Source organism: Kineosporia sp. NBRC 101677, assembly GCF_030269265.1.
GTDB classification, from domain to species: Bacteria; Actinomycetota; Actinomycetes; order Actinomycetales; family Kineosporiaceae; genus Kineosporia; species Kineosporia rhizophila.
On sequence record NZ_BSTA01000006.1, the window covers coordinates 117,902 to 132,877 of the forward strand.

15 protein-coding genes and 1 pseudogene are annotated in these 14,976 nt (G+C 69.5%); 7 read left to right on the forward strand and 9 right to left on the reverse strand.

Annotated features, from left to right (window positions below):
• The first annotated feature begins 97 nt into the window (after nucleotides 1-97).
• Entirely contained in the window at nucleotides 98-937 is an 840-nt protein-coding gene (locus QSK18_RS18550; protein WP_285621030.1) for an SDR family oxidoreductase, read from the forward strand.
• A gap of 5 nt (nucleotides 938-942) precedes the next feature.
• On the opposite strand, the gene QSK18_RS18555 is transcribed toward QSK18_RS18550, so the two are convergent.
• On the reverse strand, nucleotides 943-1,485 hold the full coding sequence (locus QSK18_RS18555) for a YciI family protein (protein ID WP_285621031.1): 543 nt from the start codon (nucleotides 1,483-1,485) through the stop codon (nucleotides 943-945).
• A gap of 129 nt (nucleotides 1,486-1,614) precedes the next feature.
• On the opposite strand from QSK18_RS18555, the gene QSK18_RS18560 reads away from it, so the two are divergent.
• From QSK18_RS18560 to QSK18_RS18580, 5 genes are all read left to right on the forward strand, one after another.
• Complete coding sequence (locus QSK18_RS18560) at nucleotides 1,615-1,998, forward strand: VOC family protein (protein WP_285621032.1); 384 nt, start codon at nucleotides 1,615-1,617, stop codon at nucleotides 1,996-1,998.
• A 25-nt stretch (nucleotides 1,999-2,023) separates the two neighbouring features.
• Entirely contained in the window at nucleotides 2,024-2,974 is a 951-nt protein-coding gene (gene ligD / locus QSK18_RS18565) for a non-homologous end-joining DNA ligase (RefSeq protein WP_285621034.1), read from the forward strand.
• 82 nt (nucleotides 2,975-3,056) lie between these two features.
• On the forward strand, nucleotides 3,057-3,809 hold the full coding sequence (bglS, locus tag QSK18_RS18570) for a beta-glucanase (RefSeq protein ID WP_502894226.1): 753 nt from the start codon (nucleotides 3,057-3,059) through the stop codon (nucleotides 3,807-3,809).
• 140 nt (nucleotides 3,810-3,949) lie between these two features.
• Nucleotides 3,950-4,852, forward strand: a complete 903-nt coding sequence (locus QSK18_RS18575; RefSeq protein ID WP_232809749.1) for an ABC transporter ATP-binding protein — start codon at nucleotides 3,950-3,952, stop codon at nucleotides 4,850-4,852.
• A complete protein-coding gene (locus tag QSK18_RS18580) occupies nucleotides 4,849-5,676 on the forward strand; it encodes an ABC transporter permease (protein ID WP_232809748.1) in 828 nt (275 codons plus the stop codon). Before QSK18_RS18575 ends, QSK18_RS18580 begins: the two co-directional genes overlap by 4 nt.
• Before the next feature lie 66 nt (nucleotides 5,677-5,742).
• Here QSK18_RS18580 and QSK18_RS18585 read toward each other — a convergent pair whose 3' ends face one another.
• The 4 genes and pseudogenes from QSK18_RS18585 to QSK18_RS18600 all read right to left on the reverse strand — a co-directional run bounded on the left by QSK18_RS18585 (nucleotide 5,743) and on the right by QSK18_RS18600 (nucleotide 10,818).
• Nucleotides 5,743-6,861, reverse strand: a complete 1,119-nt coding sequence (locus tag QSK18_RS18585) for an FAD-dependent oxidoreductase (RefSeq protein WP_285621039.1) — start codon at nucleotides 6,859-6,861, stop codon at nucleotides 5,743-5,745.
• A gap of 144 nt (nucleotides 6,862-7,005) precedes the next feature.
• Nucleotides 7,006-7,920 carry a phytanoyl-CoA dioxygenase family protein gene (locus QSK18_RS18590; RefSeq protein WP_285621041.1) on the reverse strand — a complete coding sequence of 305 codons (915 nt, stop codon included), beginning with the start codon at nucleotides 7,918-7,920 and terminating at the stop codon, nucleotides 7,006-7,008.
• 142 nt (nucleotides 7,921-8,062) lie between these two features.
• Nucleotides 8,063-9,250: pseudogene (locus QSK18_RS18595) on the reverse strand (glycoside hydrolase family 64 protein); the annotation flags it as partial.
• 323 nt (nucleotides 9,251-9,573) lie between these two features.
• Nucleotides 9,574-10,818, reverse strand: coding sequence for an MFS transporter (locus tag QSK18_RS18600; protein ID WP_285621052.1), 1,245 nt, complete (start codon nucleotides 10,816-10,818; stop codon nucleotides 9,574-9,576).
• A 164-nt stretch (nucleotides 10,819-10,982) separates the two neighbouring features.
• On the opposite strand from QSK18_RS18600, the gene QSK18_RS18605 reads away from it, so the two are divergent.
• A complete protein-coding gene (locus QSK18_RS18605) occupies nucleotides 10,983-11,444 on the forward strand; it encodes an Lrp/AsnC family transcriptional regulator (protein WP_285621055.1) in 462 nt (153 codons plus the stop codon).
• Between the two features lie 9 nt (nucleotides 11,445-11,453).
• On the opposite strand, the gene QSK18_RS18610 is transcribed toward QSK18_RS18605, so the two are convergent.
• The 4 genes from QSK18_RS18610 to QSK18_RS18625 all read right to left on the reverse strand — a co-directional run bounded on the left by QSK18_RS18610 (nucleotide 11,454) and on the right by QSK18_RS18625 (nucleotide 14,958).
• The gene (locus QSK18_RS18610) at nucleotides 11,454-12,020 is read right to left on the reverse strand and encodes a hypothetical protein (RefSeq protein WP_285621058.1); all 567 of its coding nucleotides are present in this window, start codon (nucleotides 12,018-12,020) and stop codon (nucleotides 11,454-11,456) included.
• Between the two features lie 150 nt (nucleotides 12,021-12,170).
• On the reverse strand, nucleotides 12,171-13,184 hold the full coding sequence (locus QSK18_RS18615) for an amidohydrolase family protein (protein ID WP_285621061.1): 1,014 nt from the start codon (nucleotides 13,182-13,184) through the stop codon (nucleotides 12,171-12,173).
• Nucleotides 13,181-14,269: a 4-oxalomesaconate tautomerase gene (locus QSK18_RS18620; protein WP_285621068.1), complete on the reverse strand. Its 1,089-nt coding sequence runs from the start codon at nucleotides 14,267-14,269 to the stop codon at nucleotides 13,181-13,183. Before QSK18_RS18620 ends, QSK18_RS18615 begins: the two co-directional genes overlap by 4 nt.
• Complete coding sequence (locus tag QSK18_RS18625) at nucleotides 14,266-14,958, reverse strand: 4-carboxy-4-hydroxy-2-oxoadipate aldolase/oxaloacetate decarboxylase (RefSeq protein WP_285621071.1); 693 nt, start codon at nucleotides 14,956-14,958, stop codon at nucleotides 14,266-14,268. Before QSK18_RS18625 ends, QSK18_RS18620 begins: the two co-directional genes overlap by 4 nt.
• Between the last annotated feature and the right edge of the window lie 18 nt (nucleotides 14,959-14,976).

Here is a 14,976-nt window from a genome sequence, read left to right on the forward strand (position 1 = left end):
AACAACAGGGATCTGCCGACGCCGGCGGCCCGGTCGCAGAGTGAAGGCACGAGCGCACGCCGAGGCGGCGGGCGCCAGAAGAGGAAGAACGAGCGACATGGCATCTCGCACCTGGTTCATCACCGGCGTCAACAGTGGCTTCGGCCGCCGGATGACCGAGCAACTGCTCGAGCGCGGTGAGCGCGTCGCCGGCACCGTGCGCCGGCCCGGATCGGTGGACGACCTGCGGCGCACCTACGGCGAGCAGTTCTGGGTCGGGCACCTGGACGTCACCGACACCCCGAACGTGCGGGCCGTCGTGGACCGGGCGTTCGCCGAGCTGGGCCGCATCGACGTGGTGGTCAACAACGCCGGGTACGGCCTGTTCGGGGCGGCCGAGGAACTGACCGACGAGCAGGTGGTGGCCCAGCTGAACACCAACCTGCTGGGCTCGATCCAGGTCGTGCGGGCGGCGCTGCCGCACCTGCGGGCCCAGGGCGGCGGCCGGCTGATCCAGATCTCCAGCTACGGCGGCCTGGCCACCAACCCGGGCGCCTCGCTCTACCACGCCGCGAAGTGGGGCATCGAGGGCTTCATGGAAGGCACGGCCCGCGACGTCGCGCCCTTCGGGATCGGCGTGAGCATCGTCGAGCCCGGCGGGGCGCGCACCGAGTTCCGCTTCGACAGCTTGCAGCTGGCCGAGCCGCTCACGGCCTACGACGACACCCCCGCCGCCATGGTCCGCGGCGCGAAGGACCGCAGCCGTCTCCCGCTGGGCGACCCGGCGAAGATGGCCGCCCGGATCATCGACAGCGCCGGCGAGGAACCCGCACCGCTGCGCCTGGTCCTGGGCAGCGACTCCTACCGTTTCGTCACCGGCGCCCTGCGCGAGCGCCTGGCCCAGATTGAACCGCAGGAAACCCTGGCCGCCTCCACCGACTGGACCAGCGAGAGCTGAGACCCCTAGGGGCGCCCACCGAAACGCCAGGAGTGCACCTCGGTCGCGGCGTACCCCTGAGCGGGCAGAACGGCCAGCGCCGCATCGGCATCCGGCGCCTGCACCAGGAGCGCCGTACCCAACCGGGCCACCCCGTCATCCGACAGCAGCGGGCCGTAGGCGATCAGATCGTCCATTGTTGGTGGCAGTTCCTCGGCACCGGCGCCGGCACCGAGACCGATGACCAGGTAACGGTTGCCCGCAGCGGCGGCGCCGGGGAACTGCCACATGGTGCGGCCCAGGACGTTGCGCCAACGCCGCAACAGGACGTCCCGGTAGACACCGGCCTGGTAGTTGGGCTCGTCGAAGGCGAACGCGCGGGCGGCACCCGGGTCGGGCAGGTCGAGAATGTGCAGACTGCCGGTGGCGGTGCCGTCTTCGGCCAGCGTGGGGCCGCGGGCGATCATCCGGTCGGCGAAGCGGTCCATGTATGACCAGTGGCGCTCGGCCAGCTCTTCACGCAGCGCGGCCGAGCCCGGCCGGTCGCGGTGATAGCAGAGGAATTCCATCCCACCTCGCTGCGAAATGTTGAACTGGGACAAACCGTAGCCGATGGACGAGGGGCCGTCGGCGCTCGCGCGAACGGTCAGGACTGGTAATTTCGGCCCGTCTTACCCGCGTCCTCGTCGAGGTGACACATGGCTTCCCGCACCGCGAACTTCTGCATCGACGCTCATGACCCGCGTGCCCAGGCGGAGTGGTGGGCCCAGGTGCTCGACGACTTCCGCCCCGTCGAGGAGGACGACGACGACGAGGTGGCGCTGACCGGCCCGGCCGGGCGGGAACTGATCTTCCTGCGGGTGCCCGAGGCCAAGACGGTCAAGAACCGCATGCACATGTGCCTGCGCCCGGTCGACCGCAGCCGCGACGAGGAGGTCCAGCGCCTGCTCGACCTGGGCGCCACCATCGTCAACGACCTGCGCAGCGACGACAGCGGCTGGGCCGTACTGGCCGACCCCGAGGGCAACGAGTTCTGCGTGCTCACCACCCCGGCCGACGAGGCCGGCATCACCCAGCACTGATCCAGCACCGAGGGGGCCCGCCGGGATGAGCGACGACGAGGACGTGACGTTCACGCACCTGGACCAGCCGCTGACCGGCGAGACCGGGGTGACCAAGCGCGACCTGGTCGACTACCTCGACGCGCTCGCCGACCGGATCGTGCCGGTGCTCGCCGACCGGCCCCTGTCGGTGGTGCGGGTCCGGCCCGGGCAGGAGCCGTTCATGCAGAAGAACGTGCCCAAGCACGCCCCCGACTGGATCCGCACCGTCACCATCCCGGCGCGCTCGTCGCAACGGGAGGTCAGGTACGCGCTCGGCAACGACCGCCGCACCCTGCTGTGGTTCGCCAACCAGCGCGCCGTCGAGTTCCACGTGCCGCTGTCCCCCGTGGGCTCCGGCCAGTCGCACCTGGTGCTGGACCTCGACCCGCCGCCGGAGGGCCCTTTCGCCGTGGTGGCCGCCGCCGCACACCTCGTGCGACGGGTGCTGGACGAGGTCGGGCTGGACAGCGTGGTCAAGACCAGCGGAGCCAAGGGTCTGCACGTGTTCGTCCCGCTCGAGCCGACTTTCAGCATCGAAGACGTCGCGGCCGCCACCCGCGCCGTCGCCGCCCGGGCCGAGCGGCTCGATCCGGCGCTGACCACAACGGCTTTCATTAGGGACGATCGTGGCGGGCGAGTGTTCCTGGACTCCACCCGCGCCGGAAGTGCCACAGTGGTAGCCGCCTACAGCCCCCGGATCCGGCCCGGCCTGCCGGTGTCCTTCCCCCTGCGGTGGGACGAGATCGATGCGGTGACCCCCGGCGACTTCACGATCAGGACGGCCCCAGAACGACTCGGCGATGCCGACCCGTGGCGCGAGCTGATGCCGGCACCGCAGGCCCTCGATGCCGACCTCGTCGCCGAGGGCCACACCATTCCGGTGGCTCGCGTGCAGGCCATGCACGAGGGCAAGCGGCGCAAAAGGGCCGCCGCTGACCCGAACCCTCCCGCTTGACAGCCCCTTTGCGCAGGCTCACACTCGCCGCAGGGTAGCCGAGAGCAGGCGGGAGATCACCGTGCAGTGGAACCGACCCCGTCTGGCCCGGGCCGCCGCCGTGGCCACGCTGGCCGTCTTCACCGCCGTGGTGAGCCCCAGCGCCAGCGCCCCGGCCCAGGCGGCCGCCGGCAGTGGATTCCTCGACCACCTGAACGGTTTCGATACCCGCCGCTGGCACAAGGCGAACGGCTGGAGCAACGGCGGCGTGTTCAACGCCGGCTGGCGCGCCGACCACATCCGGCACAGCGGCGGCGTCATGGCCATCAACCTCGACACGGCCACCTGCCCCAGCGGCTGCTCGGCCAAACCGTATGCCTCCGGCGAATACCGCACCAACGCCCACTATTCGTACGGGCGTTTCGAGGTACGCATGAAGGCCGTCAAACGCCCCGGAACCGTCACGTCGTTCTTCACCTACACCGGCCCCAGCGACGGCCAGCCGTGGGACGAGATCGACGTCGAGATCCTGGGCCGGAACACCACCCAGATGCAGACCAACTACTACACCGACGGCGTGGGTGGGCACGAGAGCGTCATCGATCTGGGGTTCGACGCCTCCACCGGCTTTCACAACTACGCCATCGAGTGGCGCGAGAGCACCATCAAGTGGTTCGTGGACGGCCGGCTGGTGCATCAGGAGGACGGCTCACGAGGCCCCCTGCCGAGCCACCCGCAGCGCATCATGGTCAACCTGTGGCCCGGCATCGGGGTGGACGAGTGGCTCGGCCCGTTCACCTATCCCGGCCGGGCCCTGACCGCCCGCTACGAATGGATCAGATACACCCAGTACTAAGCCGTTCGGACGTTTGTTGGCACCGTTGTCAGTCCGCGTCCCGGAAGGGGGTGATCAGGGACGACCCTGAGGACTTCCAGGGCGCGGCTCAGCGTGTTCCCCGATGTGGCGCACCTGTGACCACCGCCACGCTGAACCTCATGATCTCGATCGAGTCACTCACCCGGAAGTACGGCGGCTTCACCGCCGTCGACAGCGTCTCCTTCACGGCCGAACCGGGCCGCGTCACCGGCTTCCTCGGACCGAACGGGGCCGGGAAGTCCACCACGATGCGCGTCCTGGTCGGCCTGACCAAGGCCACGGCCGGGCAGGCCACCATCCTCGGGCGCCACTACGCCGACCTGCCCAATCCGGGGCGCGAGGTCGGCGTTCTTCTGGACGCCTCCGCCCAGCACGCCGGGCGCACCGGCCGGGAGATCCTCACCGTGGCCCAGCAGACCATGGGCCTGCCCCGCTCGCGGGTGGCAGCCATGCTCGAGCAGGTCAGCCTCACCAGCAGCGAGGCCGACCGTCGGGTCCGCAACTACTCCCTGGGCATGCGCCAGCGCCTCGGCATCGCCACCGCGCTGATCGGCGACCCGCAGGTGCTGATCCTCGACGAGCCGGCCAACGGCCTGGACCCGGCCGGTATCCGCTGGATGCGCGACCTGCTGCGCGGGTACGCCGACCAGGGCGGCACCGTGCTGCTGTCCTCGCACCTGCTGCACGAGATCGAGGTGATCGCCGACGACCTCGTGGTGATCGGGCAGGGCCGGATCGTCGCCTCGGGCACGAAAGCCTCTCTGCTGCAACGAGCCGGGACGACCGTGCGTGCCTCGTCGGGGCTGGCCGAGCTGGAACGGGCTCTGCGCAGCAGCGGTTTCGACACCACGGTCCTGCCCGACGGTGGCCTGCGCACCTCCGCCGAGCCGGAACTGGTGGGCAAGACCGCCCTGGCTGTCGGGGTCGCCCTCACCGAACTACGCACCGCCGACGGGGCGGGCCTGGAAGACATGTTCCTGGAACTGACCGCCGAGACCCAGCGCGAAGGAGCCGTGGCATGAGCACCGCCGCCCTCAGCACGCCCGAGACATCCCTGCGTACCCGGCGCGTGGCGCTGGAGGAGGCCGGGCCGATCCGGCCCATCCCCCTGAGCCGCGTGGTCGGCGTGGAACTGCGCAAGATGTTCGACACCCGTTCCGGCTTCTGGCTGATGGCCAGCATCGCCATCACCGCCACCCTGGCCACCGTCGCGGTCATCATCTTCGCCCCCGACGCCGACGTCACCTACACCTCCTTCGCCAGCGCCGTCGGCTTCCCGATGAGCGTCATCCTGCCGATGATCGCCGTCCTGTCCGTGACCAGCGAATACAGCCAGCGCAGCGGCCTGACCACGTTCACCCTGGTGCCGCACCGCGGCCGGGTGGTGGCCGCCAAGGCGATCGCCACCCTCACCGTCGCGGTCACCTCGATGGTCCTGGCCATGGTCATCGGCGTGCTCGGCAACGTCGCCGGCTCCGCCCTGGCCGGGGTGGACGCCACCTGGGACGCCTCGGTCAGCGACCTGCTGTACATCGTGCTCGGCAACACGCTCGGCATGCTCGTGGGGTTCATGCTCGGCGTGGTCATCCGTAACTCGGCCGGCGCCATCGTCGGCTACTTCGTCTTCTCCCTGGTGCTGCCCGGCCTCTCGGAACTGCTGGCCGCCAACGCCTCCTGGTACGACGAGCGCCGGGGGTGGCTGGACTTCAACTACGCCCAGGGCGCCCTGTTCGGTGGGAACCTCAGCGGTGAGGAGTGGGCGAACCTGGCCGTCACCAGCGCCGTCTGGCTGGCTCTGCCGCTGGCGATCGGCCTGGTCGCGCTCATGCGCTCCGAGGTGAAGTGACCTCTTCGCCGGGGGAACCATTCGTTCGAGGGCCGCTGTGCGACACGCACAGCGGCCCTCGACTCGTCACACCACCGGCTCTCGCAGCTCGGTGAAGGTGGAACGGTAGGCAGAGGGGCCCACCCGCGGCAGAACCAGCCCGCGTAGCCAGTCCGGCAGCCCGGCCGCCCGTGAGCCCCGGTCGGTCATCCGCTGAACGTGTTCGACCCGGGCCCGGCGCCGCTGATCGTAAGCAGCGCCCACCCCGGCCCAGTCCTTTTCCTGATCCAGCAGCTCGGCCAGCACCAGCGCATCCTCGACCGCCAGCGCCGCCCCCTGGGCCCACACGGGGGCGGTCGCGTGCGCCGCGTCACCGATCAACGCCACCCGTCCCTGATGCCAGGCCGGGATCCGCACCTCCTCGATCGGCGAGTGATGCAGCTTGATCCCACCGGAACGCACGTGCTCGAGGATAGAACGCACCGGCGCCGGGAAGTCCTCGAACGACTCCTGCAGCCAGCTCTCGTCCGCCGCGACCGAGGCCCCACCCACACCGGAGGCGAAGCAGTACACCTGGCCCTCACCAGCCGGAATAGCCAGGAAGGAACGACCCCGGCCGAGCCAGACGGTGAAGCAGGCGACGCCCGGATCAGGAGCCATGAAGCGCCAGCTGGCCTGCGCCAGCAGCCCGGTGCGGCGGCCCTCCGAACCCAGGAACGCCCTGCGCACAGCCGATCCCACACCGTCGGCGCCCACCAGGAACGCACCCTGCAGCGTTTCGCCCCCAGACAGCTGAACCGTCACGCCGTCCGGCCCCTGTTCGAAGGCCTCCGGCGCCGCCCCGAACCGCACCGCCTCAGACGGCAGATCCTGCGCCAGAGCGTGCAGCAGCTCAGGGCGCCCGAGTATCCGGCTGGGCACCCGGCCGCTCCAGAACGCCGCCTCATCGACCGCGTACAACAGCTTTCCGCGGGAATCGCGGTACTCGCGGCGCTGAATCGGCGCTCCCGTCTCCCCCAGCACGTCGGTCAGCCCCAGATGAGACAGGGCCGTCATGCCGTTGCCCGGGATGTTGATGGCCAGACCGGACGACGGCAGTTGCTCGCGTCGCTCCAGCGCAACGGCCGGCACTTCACGGCGGTGCAGCGCACGGACCAGGGCCAGGCCCGCAATCCCAGCCCCCACGACGACAACGGGATTCTCCACGAAAACGCTTCCTCACAAAGAAGATCTGGACGAGGGCAGCGGGGAGACCCTCATCAGGGCCCTCCCACACAGCACCGTGCCAGACTATCGCCGGTCAAGTGACCAAAAACTGTACAGCGAGTGATCACCTGGGAGTCCGAAGACTCAGGAGGGTCGAGGGCTCCACGGGGAAAGGTCGAGCCGGGGGTAACGCAGGGCCATCCCGGCCAGGGTCTCGGGGGTCCAGTAGGGATGCCCGGGTGGCGGGAAGCCCAGAGCCTGGAGTTGGCGCGGGTCGGCCTGAGGGACGAAATCGTTCCACTCGGGGGTGAAACTCTTCGCCGCCCAGCCGTCGCGCTGCCCCCACTGAAGGCTGAGAGGCCGGAAGCACAGATGCATGCTGAATCGAGCGCCTCGAGGCGCGGTGAGCTGGGTACCACGGTGGAAAGTGCCCGGCTCGAAGGCGATGACCGTGCCGGCCGGTCCGGCTGCGCTGACCTCAGCCTCGTAGAGCGCTGGATCGGCGCGAGCCGTGTACCGGTCGCCCGCGTCCGGCTCTGTCGGTAGCAGCCAGTTCGGCACGGCAGGAAGGTCGGCGGTGTGCCTGCGCGGGACCAGATGCGGCGGTCCGAGCTCGTCGGGAACATCGCAGAGGTAGACGAACATCTCGACCTGCCGGCAGCCGGGCGTGGTGCTGGGCACCAGGATCGTGTGATTGAGGTAGTCACGGTGCAGGGGCTGGTCGTAGTCACAGGCACCGGTGTACTTGGCCCAGGCCTGCGCCCCGTAGAGATGAATGTCCTTGTCCTGCAGCAGCGTCTCGGCCAGGTCCAGGATCCGGGAGTGCACGGCCAGCAGGCTGATCTGCGCACTGGCGAAGGGGAAAGTGTCGATCCCGGCGAACTCGTCGCCGATGAAGCGCTCACGCCGGGGATCGGTGCCGCCATGAAGACCCTCGGCCGTCGGGAACAGCTCATCCAGCGTCTGAACAGCCGCGGTCAACTCGGCCCTCGGCAGGAAACCCGGCAAGATGACGAATGCGTCGCGATTCCAAACCTGTTCCGCATCTTCGAGGTTCATCGGCCCAGGGTCGGTGTTCGCCGAATCCTGCGGCAAGCAGTTTTTCGGTAAGTACGCAGTTCAAACAGTGGACGAGTGTGGGCACCATGAGCGCGTCGGTGCCCACACTCCCAGGTCACCGGATCAGCGAACCTGCTCAGCCGAACGGCGTCAGCACGATGCTCGCCGCCCGCGGGTCGCCGTTGTGCACGAGCGACTCGAAGTTGCCCACGTCGTCGAAGGCGAAGGCGTAGGCCCGGCCGTCGACCATGTTCTGGTGCATGATCCGGGCGTAGTGGTTGGGTGCACTGTTGCGGTAGAACTGCGAGGCGTCGGTGGAGGGCTGGGTGTCGACGGTGCCCAGGGTGCCGCGGTTGAGGGCGGCACACAGAGTGCGGGCGATCGGGCCCACGACGTTGTCGTTGGGCGCGAACAGGTCCCGGTCACAGTTCCAGACCGAGGCCGAGGACGGCTTGTTGAAGGTGGCGACGGTCTGGCCAGCTGTATTGGTGAAACGCATGACGTTGCCGGACGTGCGCCCGAAGTAGCGAACGCCGGGCTGCCCGGCGAACGGGACCACAGTGAGTGTCTTGCTGGTGTAGGCGTTCCAGGCTGAGGTGATGTAGGCGTCGAGGTAGGAAGAACTGAGCAACCCCGTCTCCGAGGCCTTGCCGGGGGCCAGTGCACGCAGGACGGTGCCGTCCGGCCTGGTGTAGACGGTGTTGGCCCAGCCCGGCTGGGCCCGCAGCGCGTTGAACACCTTGTTGCGCCCACCCGCCACCAGGTCGCCGGTGCGGGTGGTGACGCCGTTGGCGCCGGTGACCGTGACCGCGTGCGGCACGGACAGCATGTCGACCTGGGTGCTGTTCAGCCAGAGGCCGGCGTCGTTGTAGGTGAACTCGCTCCAGTCGAACAGGATGTTGCGGTTGGGGTCGGCGCTGGTCCAGGGGGCCGGCTGGACGAAGCCGTCCGGCGTCAGGAACAGCTTGAGCTTCTCACCCAGCGAGAAGTAGACCCGGCCGGAGAACCCGCGCGGGAAGCGGATTGTCGCCGAGCCGCCGGTGCCCGGGCCGCTGATGGCGACGTCGGGCGCGGGAGACGGCGGGATCGAACCGGCCGGCCAGGGCGTGAAGACACCGGCCTGATTGACGTGGCCGAGGCGGCCGGTGTTCAGATTCGTGCCGAGAACATACAGATGGACGGCCTCTGCTCGCCCGGTGTTGTTGGTGACGGTGACCGGAAGAACCGCGGGGCCGACGGCCTGGGCCGGGGCGGCGGTGGTGACGACCGCGATCGGAGCGCTCACCATCAGGGCGGCGAGCGCATGGGTGATCCACTTTTTGATACGCACTGAGTCTCCTCAGGGATGAGAGGTGCGCAGATAGTGCTTTTCAGCATCAGTTGGCCAACAGCGGGTGTCAACAGCTCGACCCGGCCTCCGGGAGCCGAAACGTTTTCGCGGTGGCCTGCGGTCATGGAGATCCCGCGGGCTCGTCGTACCCGATGCCCGAGGTGATCGAAAGCAGCCTGTACGCGACCAGCTTCGAGGCTCACACCCGTCCTCAGTTCGAAAGGTTTTAGCTCGGAGCGCGTGGCTGGGCGCCAGCACCCCGCCCGGACCGATCCGGATACGGGGGTCTGAGCGGGGTAGTGAGCGGCCGGACGCGATACGTGTCAGGCGCTGGCGAGCGGACGGATCGGCTGGGGCCGGCCGGCGAGGGCAGCGACGATCAGGGCAACCCCGGCCAGCACCACGGTCAGGACCTCGACCGCCAAGGGTACGCCGACCGTCCGGGCCAGGGCACCGGTGGCAATGGTGACCACACCGCAGGTTCCGTAGGCGATGGCGGCGAAGACGGAGGCCGATCGTCCTTGGTGCCCGGCGCTCAGGCCGTGGGTCACGGTGGCCAGACCGAGGCTGTACGCCGGGCCCTGACCGCTTCCGCACACGATGGCGCCCGCCACGAGCAGGGTGAGGTCGGCGGTTTCCAGGGCGAGCGCGATCATGGCCATGCCGCCGACCACGGGGATGGACAGCTGCCAGGCCCGCATGCGCAGCAGTCGCCGCCCACAGATCACCTGACCCACCCACGCGGCGGTGAGGAACGCGCCGCCGGGAAAGACCGCTGCCAGCAACGACATCGACGGCACGGCACTACGCAGGGCTCCCGGCACCAGGGCCAGCACCACGCCGGCTGCACTCCAGGCCATGGCGCCCAGCAGCAGCCCGGCGGCCCGGTGCCGCGGGCCGTAGTCGGCTTTCCACAAGGCGCCGCCGCGCTCCCCCGCCTGCGGCTTGGGCGCTGACGACCGGGGCGCGCGCGACAGGAGCACGAGCACGGCCAGGACGAGCGCGGTGAGCGCCAGGTGAGCGACGAACACCAGCGTCTGCGGAGTGGGCAGTACCGATCCGAGCAAGCCGCCGCCGACGTTCCCGATGAGCGAGCCGATCACCGCACCGGAGGCGACGACTGTGCGGGCCTGCTCCCCCAGCCCGGCGAGGGCCAGGGTGGCTGAGGCTCCGGTGGCCAGGGCCACGCCGACTCCGGAGACCATGCGCCCGGCCAGGAGGAAGGGCAGGGCCTCGGCGCCGAACACCATGAGGACGTCGGCGGCGATGGTCAGCAGCAGCGCCGTCATCAAGATGGCCGCGGCCCGCTCGCCCGAGGCAGCGTTGCGTTCCGAGCGGGAGAGGATGAGCACCAGGGTCAGGACGAGAGCCAGCAGGTACAGACCGAACAGCGTGGACTGGGCCAGCGGCGACAGTCCGTAGCGGTCGACGTACAGAGGCACCAGCGGGTTGGGCAGGTTGACGCCGGCCAGCACCGTGCAGAAGGCGGCGACCGCCACGGCGCCGACGGCCTGGTGCGGGTGTCCGAACGGGGCTACCGGAGCCGGTCGTTCACGTACGTGGGCCAAGGTCCGGCTCCGGTTCTCGTGCTGGGGGCTTGTCGCTTCGATCACCGAAGTGTCGAGATGATGCGAGAAACGGGCAATACTTGAACCCAGCACTGAACATTCTGAGCAGATGAGCAGGCCTTTTGGCCCTATCTGCCGGTCACAATGATCACCAGGGAGACAGGTTGGCCAAGATCGACGCGACCGACGGGCGGATCCTGCGGCTGCTCGACCGCACGCCCCGCGCCACCATCCAGTACCTGGCCGAGCACCTGGGCATCGCCCGGGGTACGGCCCAGGCTCACACCAACCGGCTGTTCGACGGGGATCACCTGGCCCCGGTCAGCACCCGCCTGTATCCGGCCAGCGTGGAGCGGCCGCTGCGGGCACTGGTGACCGCGGAGGTCGACCAGTCGGAGTTCGAGCACACGATCGACACCCTGGCCGCGATTCCAGAGGTGGTCGAGTGCGTGGCGATCTCCGGGCCCAGCGACCTCCAGATCGAGATCCTGGCCCGTGACGCGGACGACGTCTACCGGATCACCCAGCGCATCATGCAGGCGCGGGGGATCCGGCGGACGGCCACCAGTCTGGTGCTGAAGGAGTTCATCCCACGGCGCATGCACCAGCTGCTCGCCCCTGAATGACCGGGCTCGCTACTCCTTGGGAGGCGGGTAGATCACCCTCGGAGCCTGGTTCTGGTACTCGGGCTCGGCCTGGTACGCGGCTCCGCTCTCGTAGGAAGGCTGAACCGGTGGCGCGGCCTGCGGTGGAGCAGGCATTGGTTGCCCCTGCGGCGGCGGGAAGGCTCCCGGAGCGTTCGGTGGGTTGGACTGCTGGTAGCTGGGCGGGTAGTACGCGACCGGCTGGGGCGGATAGGGCTGGTAGTGCTGCGGCGGCGCCGGGGCCCCCCAGGGCTGGGCTCCCCCGCCATAAGAGCCGGGCGGGACATATGGGCCAGGTGGGTAGGGCTGACCGGGGTAGCCGCCCTGCTGGGGCCAGAAGGTCTGCGCACGGCGCTGCGCCTCGACAAGGCGGCCGCGGGTGGCCAAGTAGCAGGGCATCCCGATGATCCAGAACAGCCAGACCACGAGGAACCAGGCCACCGGTCCCATGTCGAGGAAGCCGCCGCCGAGCCGGCCCCGGTGGGCGCCCAGGCGCGAGGCGTCCATACCCACCCATACGGCACTACCGAACACCAGTGCCCAGATCAGCAGTTCCATGACCGACCCCTCAGGACGCGTACGGCCGAGCACGACAGAGGCCGGATCGGTCGCTGCCGGCCAGGCATGAGCGCCCACCAGCCAGGTGGTCGAGCGGCGCCGCGGTCACGCAGTGCAGCGGCCTTCCCCCGGCTTGCCCAGCGCACTGGGCTACGAACGCGCGGCCAGCATCTGGTCCAGCCGCGGGTACACCCGGCGCACGTTATCGCTGTAGATGGCCCGCCTCTCCTGGTCGCTGAGGGCTGCGGCCTCGACGTAGCGCTTGGTGTCGTCGAAGTAGTGGCCGGTGGCCGGATCGATTCCCCGCACGGCGCCGACCATCTCGGAGCCGAACAGGATGTTCGTGGGGTCGATCACGTTCAGCAGCAGGTCGATGCCCGGCTGGTGATACACGCAGGTGTCGAAAAAGACGTTGTTCATGACATGTTCGTTCAGGTCGGGCCGGCCGAGCATGTCGGCCAGCCCGCGGTAGCGGCCCCAGTGGTAGGGCACCGCTCCCCCACCGTGCGGGATCACCAGCCGCAACTGCGGGAAGTCGGCAAAGAGGTTGCCCTGCACCAGTTGCATGAAGGCGGTGGTGTCGGCGTTGAGGTAGTGCGCGCCGGTGGCGTGGAAGGCCGGGTTCTGGCTGGCCGAGACGTGAACCATGGCCGGGAACTGTTCCTCACACAACGCCTCGTACAGCGGGTACCAGTAGCGGTCGGTCAGCGGCGGCGCGCTCCAGTGCCCACCGCTGGGGTCGGGGTTGAGATTCACCCCCACGAAACCCAGTTCGGCGACCCGGCGGACTTCGGCGACACAGGCGTCCACTGTTTGCCCTGGGCTCTGCGGCAGTTGCGCGACGCAGGCGAAGTGCTCAGGAAAGAGCATGGCGACCCGCGCCACCAGATCGTTGCTGACCTGCGTCCAGGAGATGCTGGCCTGCAGATCCCCCAGGTGATGGCCCATCGTGGAGGCCCGCGGCGAGAACAGGGTCAGGTCGCCACCGCGTTCGAGCATCAGCCGCAACTGGTTGCCTTCAATGCTTTTACGGACGTCGGTGTCGGCGATGTCTGGATAGGCCGGTTCGGGGCGGCCGGCCTCACGGGCCTGCAGTTGCTGTTCTCGCCAGGCCGTGTGGGCGGACGGGGCAGTGGTGTAGTGGCCGTGACAGTCGATGATCATTGAGTCTCCCGCGGAATCAGTACGTCTCCGCGCATCAGCATCCGGGCCGTACGCAGCAGGCCGGCCCGCTCGACCACGTTCCCGGACTCCGCAGAGGCCAGATCCAGCCCGACCGTGAACGAGCCGGTGGGATGTTCGACCTTCAGTTCGACATGCCCGCTAGACGTCAGGTTTTCCGGCGCGAGTTCGGCGGCGATCGAGTCGGGCACCAGGCAGGCGGTGGCCACCGAGATGGCCCCCAGCACACCGATCGCCTCGTGCACCCGATGCGGGATGAGGGTACGGGTGGAGATCGAACCGCTCTGCGCCGGCGGCGACAGCAGGCTCATCTTCGGCACCGTCTGATCGGTGACGTCGCCCAGGTTCATCAGTAGGCCGGCAGCCAGGCGAACCCTCTCCACGGCGGCCCGCACTTCTGCGTTGGCCTCGATCTGCGCCGGTGTCTCCTGCCCGCCCAGGCCCAGGTCGGCGGCCCGCAGGCAGACCACCGGCATCCCGTTGTCGATGCAGGTCACGTCGAACCCGGCGATCCGGTCGCGAGGACGGCCGGTCGGCAGCAGCGCACCGGTGCTGGAGCCGACCAGGTCGGCGAACTCGATCAGGATCGGCGCATGCATGCCGGGAACCCCGTCGATGCTCGCGTTTCCGGCATAGGTCACCTCGCCGCCGGGGGTGGGGACGTGAGCGGTGGCCAGGGAACTGGTGTTGGTCATCCAGATCCGCACCGGGGTGACCCCGTCGCGCGCGGCCACCAGACCGGTCTCGATGGCGAACGGCCCGACCGCGGCGAGCATGTTGCCGCAGTTCTGGCTGTCGGAGACCTCCGGCCGGTCCGGCCAGACCTGTAGGAACAGGTACTCCACGTCCACGCCGGACCGTGTGGACCGGCTCACCACGGCCACTTTCGAGGTCAGCGGGTGCGCGCCGCCCACTCCGTCGATCTGCCGGACGTCGGGTGAACCCATGGCGGCCAGCAGCAGGGCATCACGGGCGGCGGCGTCGCCCGGCAGGTCGTCCGCATTGAGCACCAGGCCCTTCGACGTTCCGCCGCGCATGAGCGCCCCCGGTACGGCGATCTGGTTCACGACTGCCCCGGGGACCAGTCGATGTAGCGTAAGCCGTTCTCGGCCAGCGCTTCCCGCATTCCGTAGATGTCAAGGCCCAGCTCTCCGGCCCGCAACCGCTCGCGCTTGTCCACCTCGCGCGCCTCCCTCTCCTGCGCCCGGGCCAGCACCTCGGCCGCTTCCTGCCGGGGCACCACGACCACACCGTCGTCGTCGGCGACCACGACATCCCCCGGGTGCACCAGCGCCTCGGCGCAGCGCACCGGCACCTGCACGTCTCCGACCGTCTGCTTGACCGTGCCCTGGGCGAACACGGCCGCCGACCAGACCGGGAACTGCATCTGGGTCAGCGTGGCCACGTCCCGTACCCCGGCGTCGATGACCAGCCCCCGCACACCGTGCGCGCGCAGGCTCTCGGCCAGCAGGTCACCGACGTACCCGGCGTGCGACGGGCTGGTCGGGGTGACCACGAGAAGGTCTCCCGGCCGGGCCTGTTCGACCGCCACGTGGATGCTCCAGTTGTCCCCGGGGGCCACCGTGCAGGTCAGGGCCGTGCCGGCGACGCGAGCGGGCCGGTAGACCGGGCGCAGCCGCTCGGCCATCAGACCTGTGCGGCCCTGCGCCTCGTGCACCGTGGCCACGCCCAGTTCGGCCAAGGCATCGACGATCTCCAGCGGGGTGCGCGGGGTGTTGCGGACGACGACGGGCACGTCGGCCTCCTCTCGGTC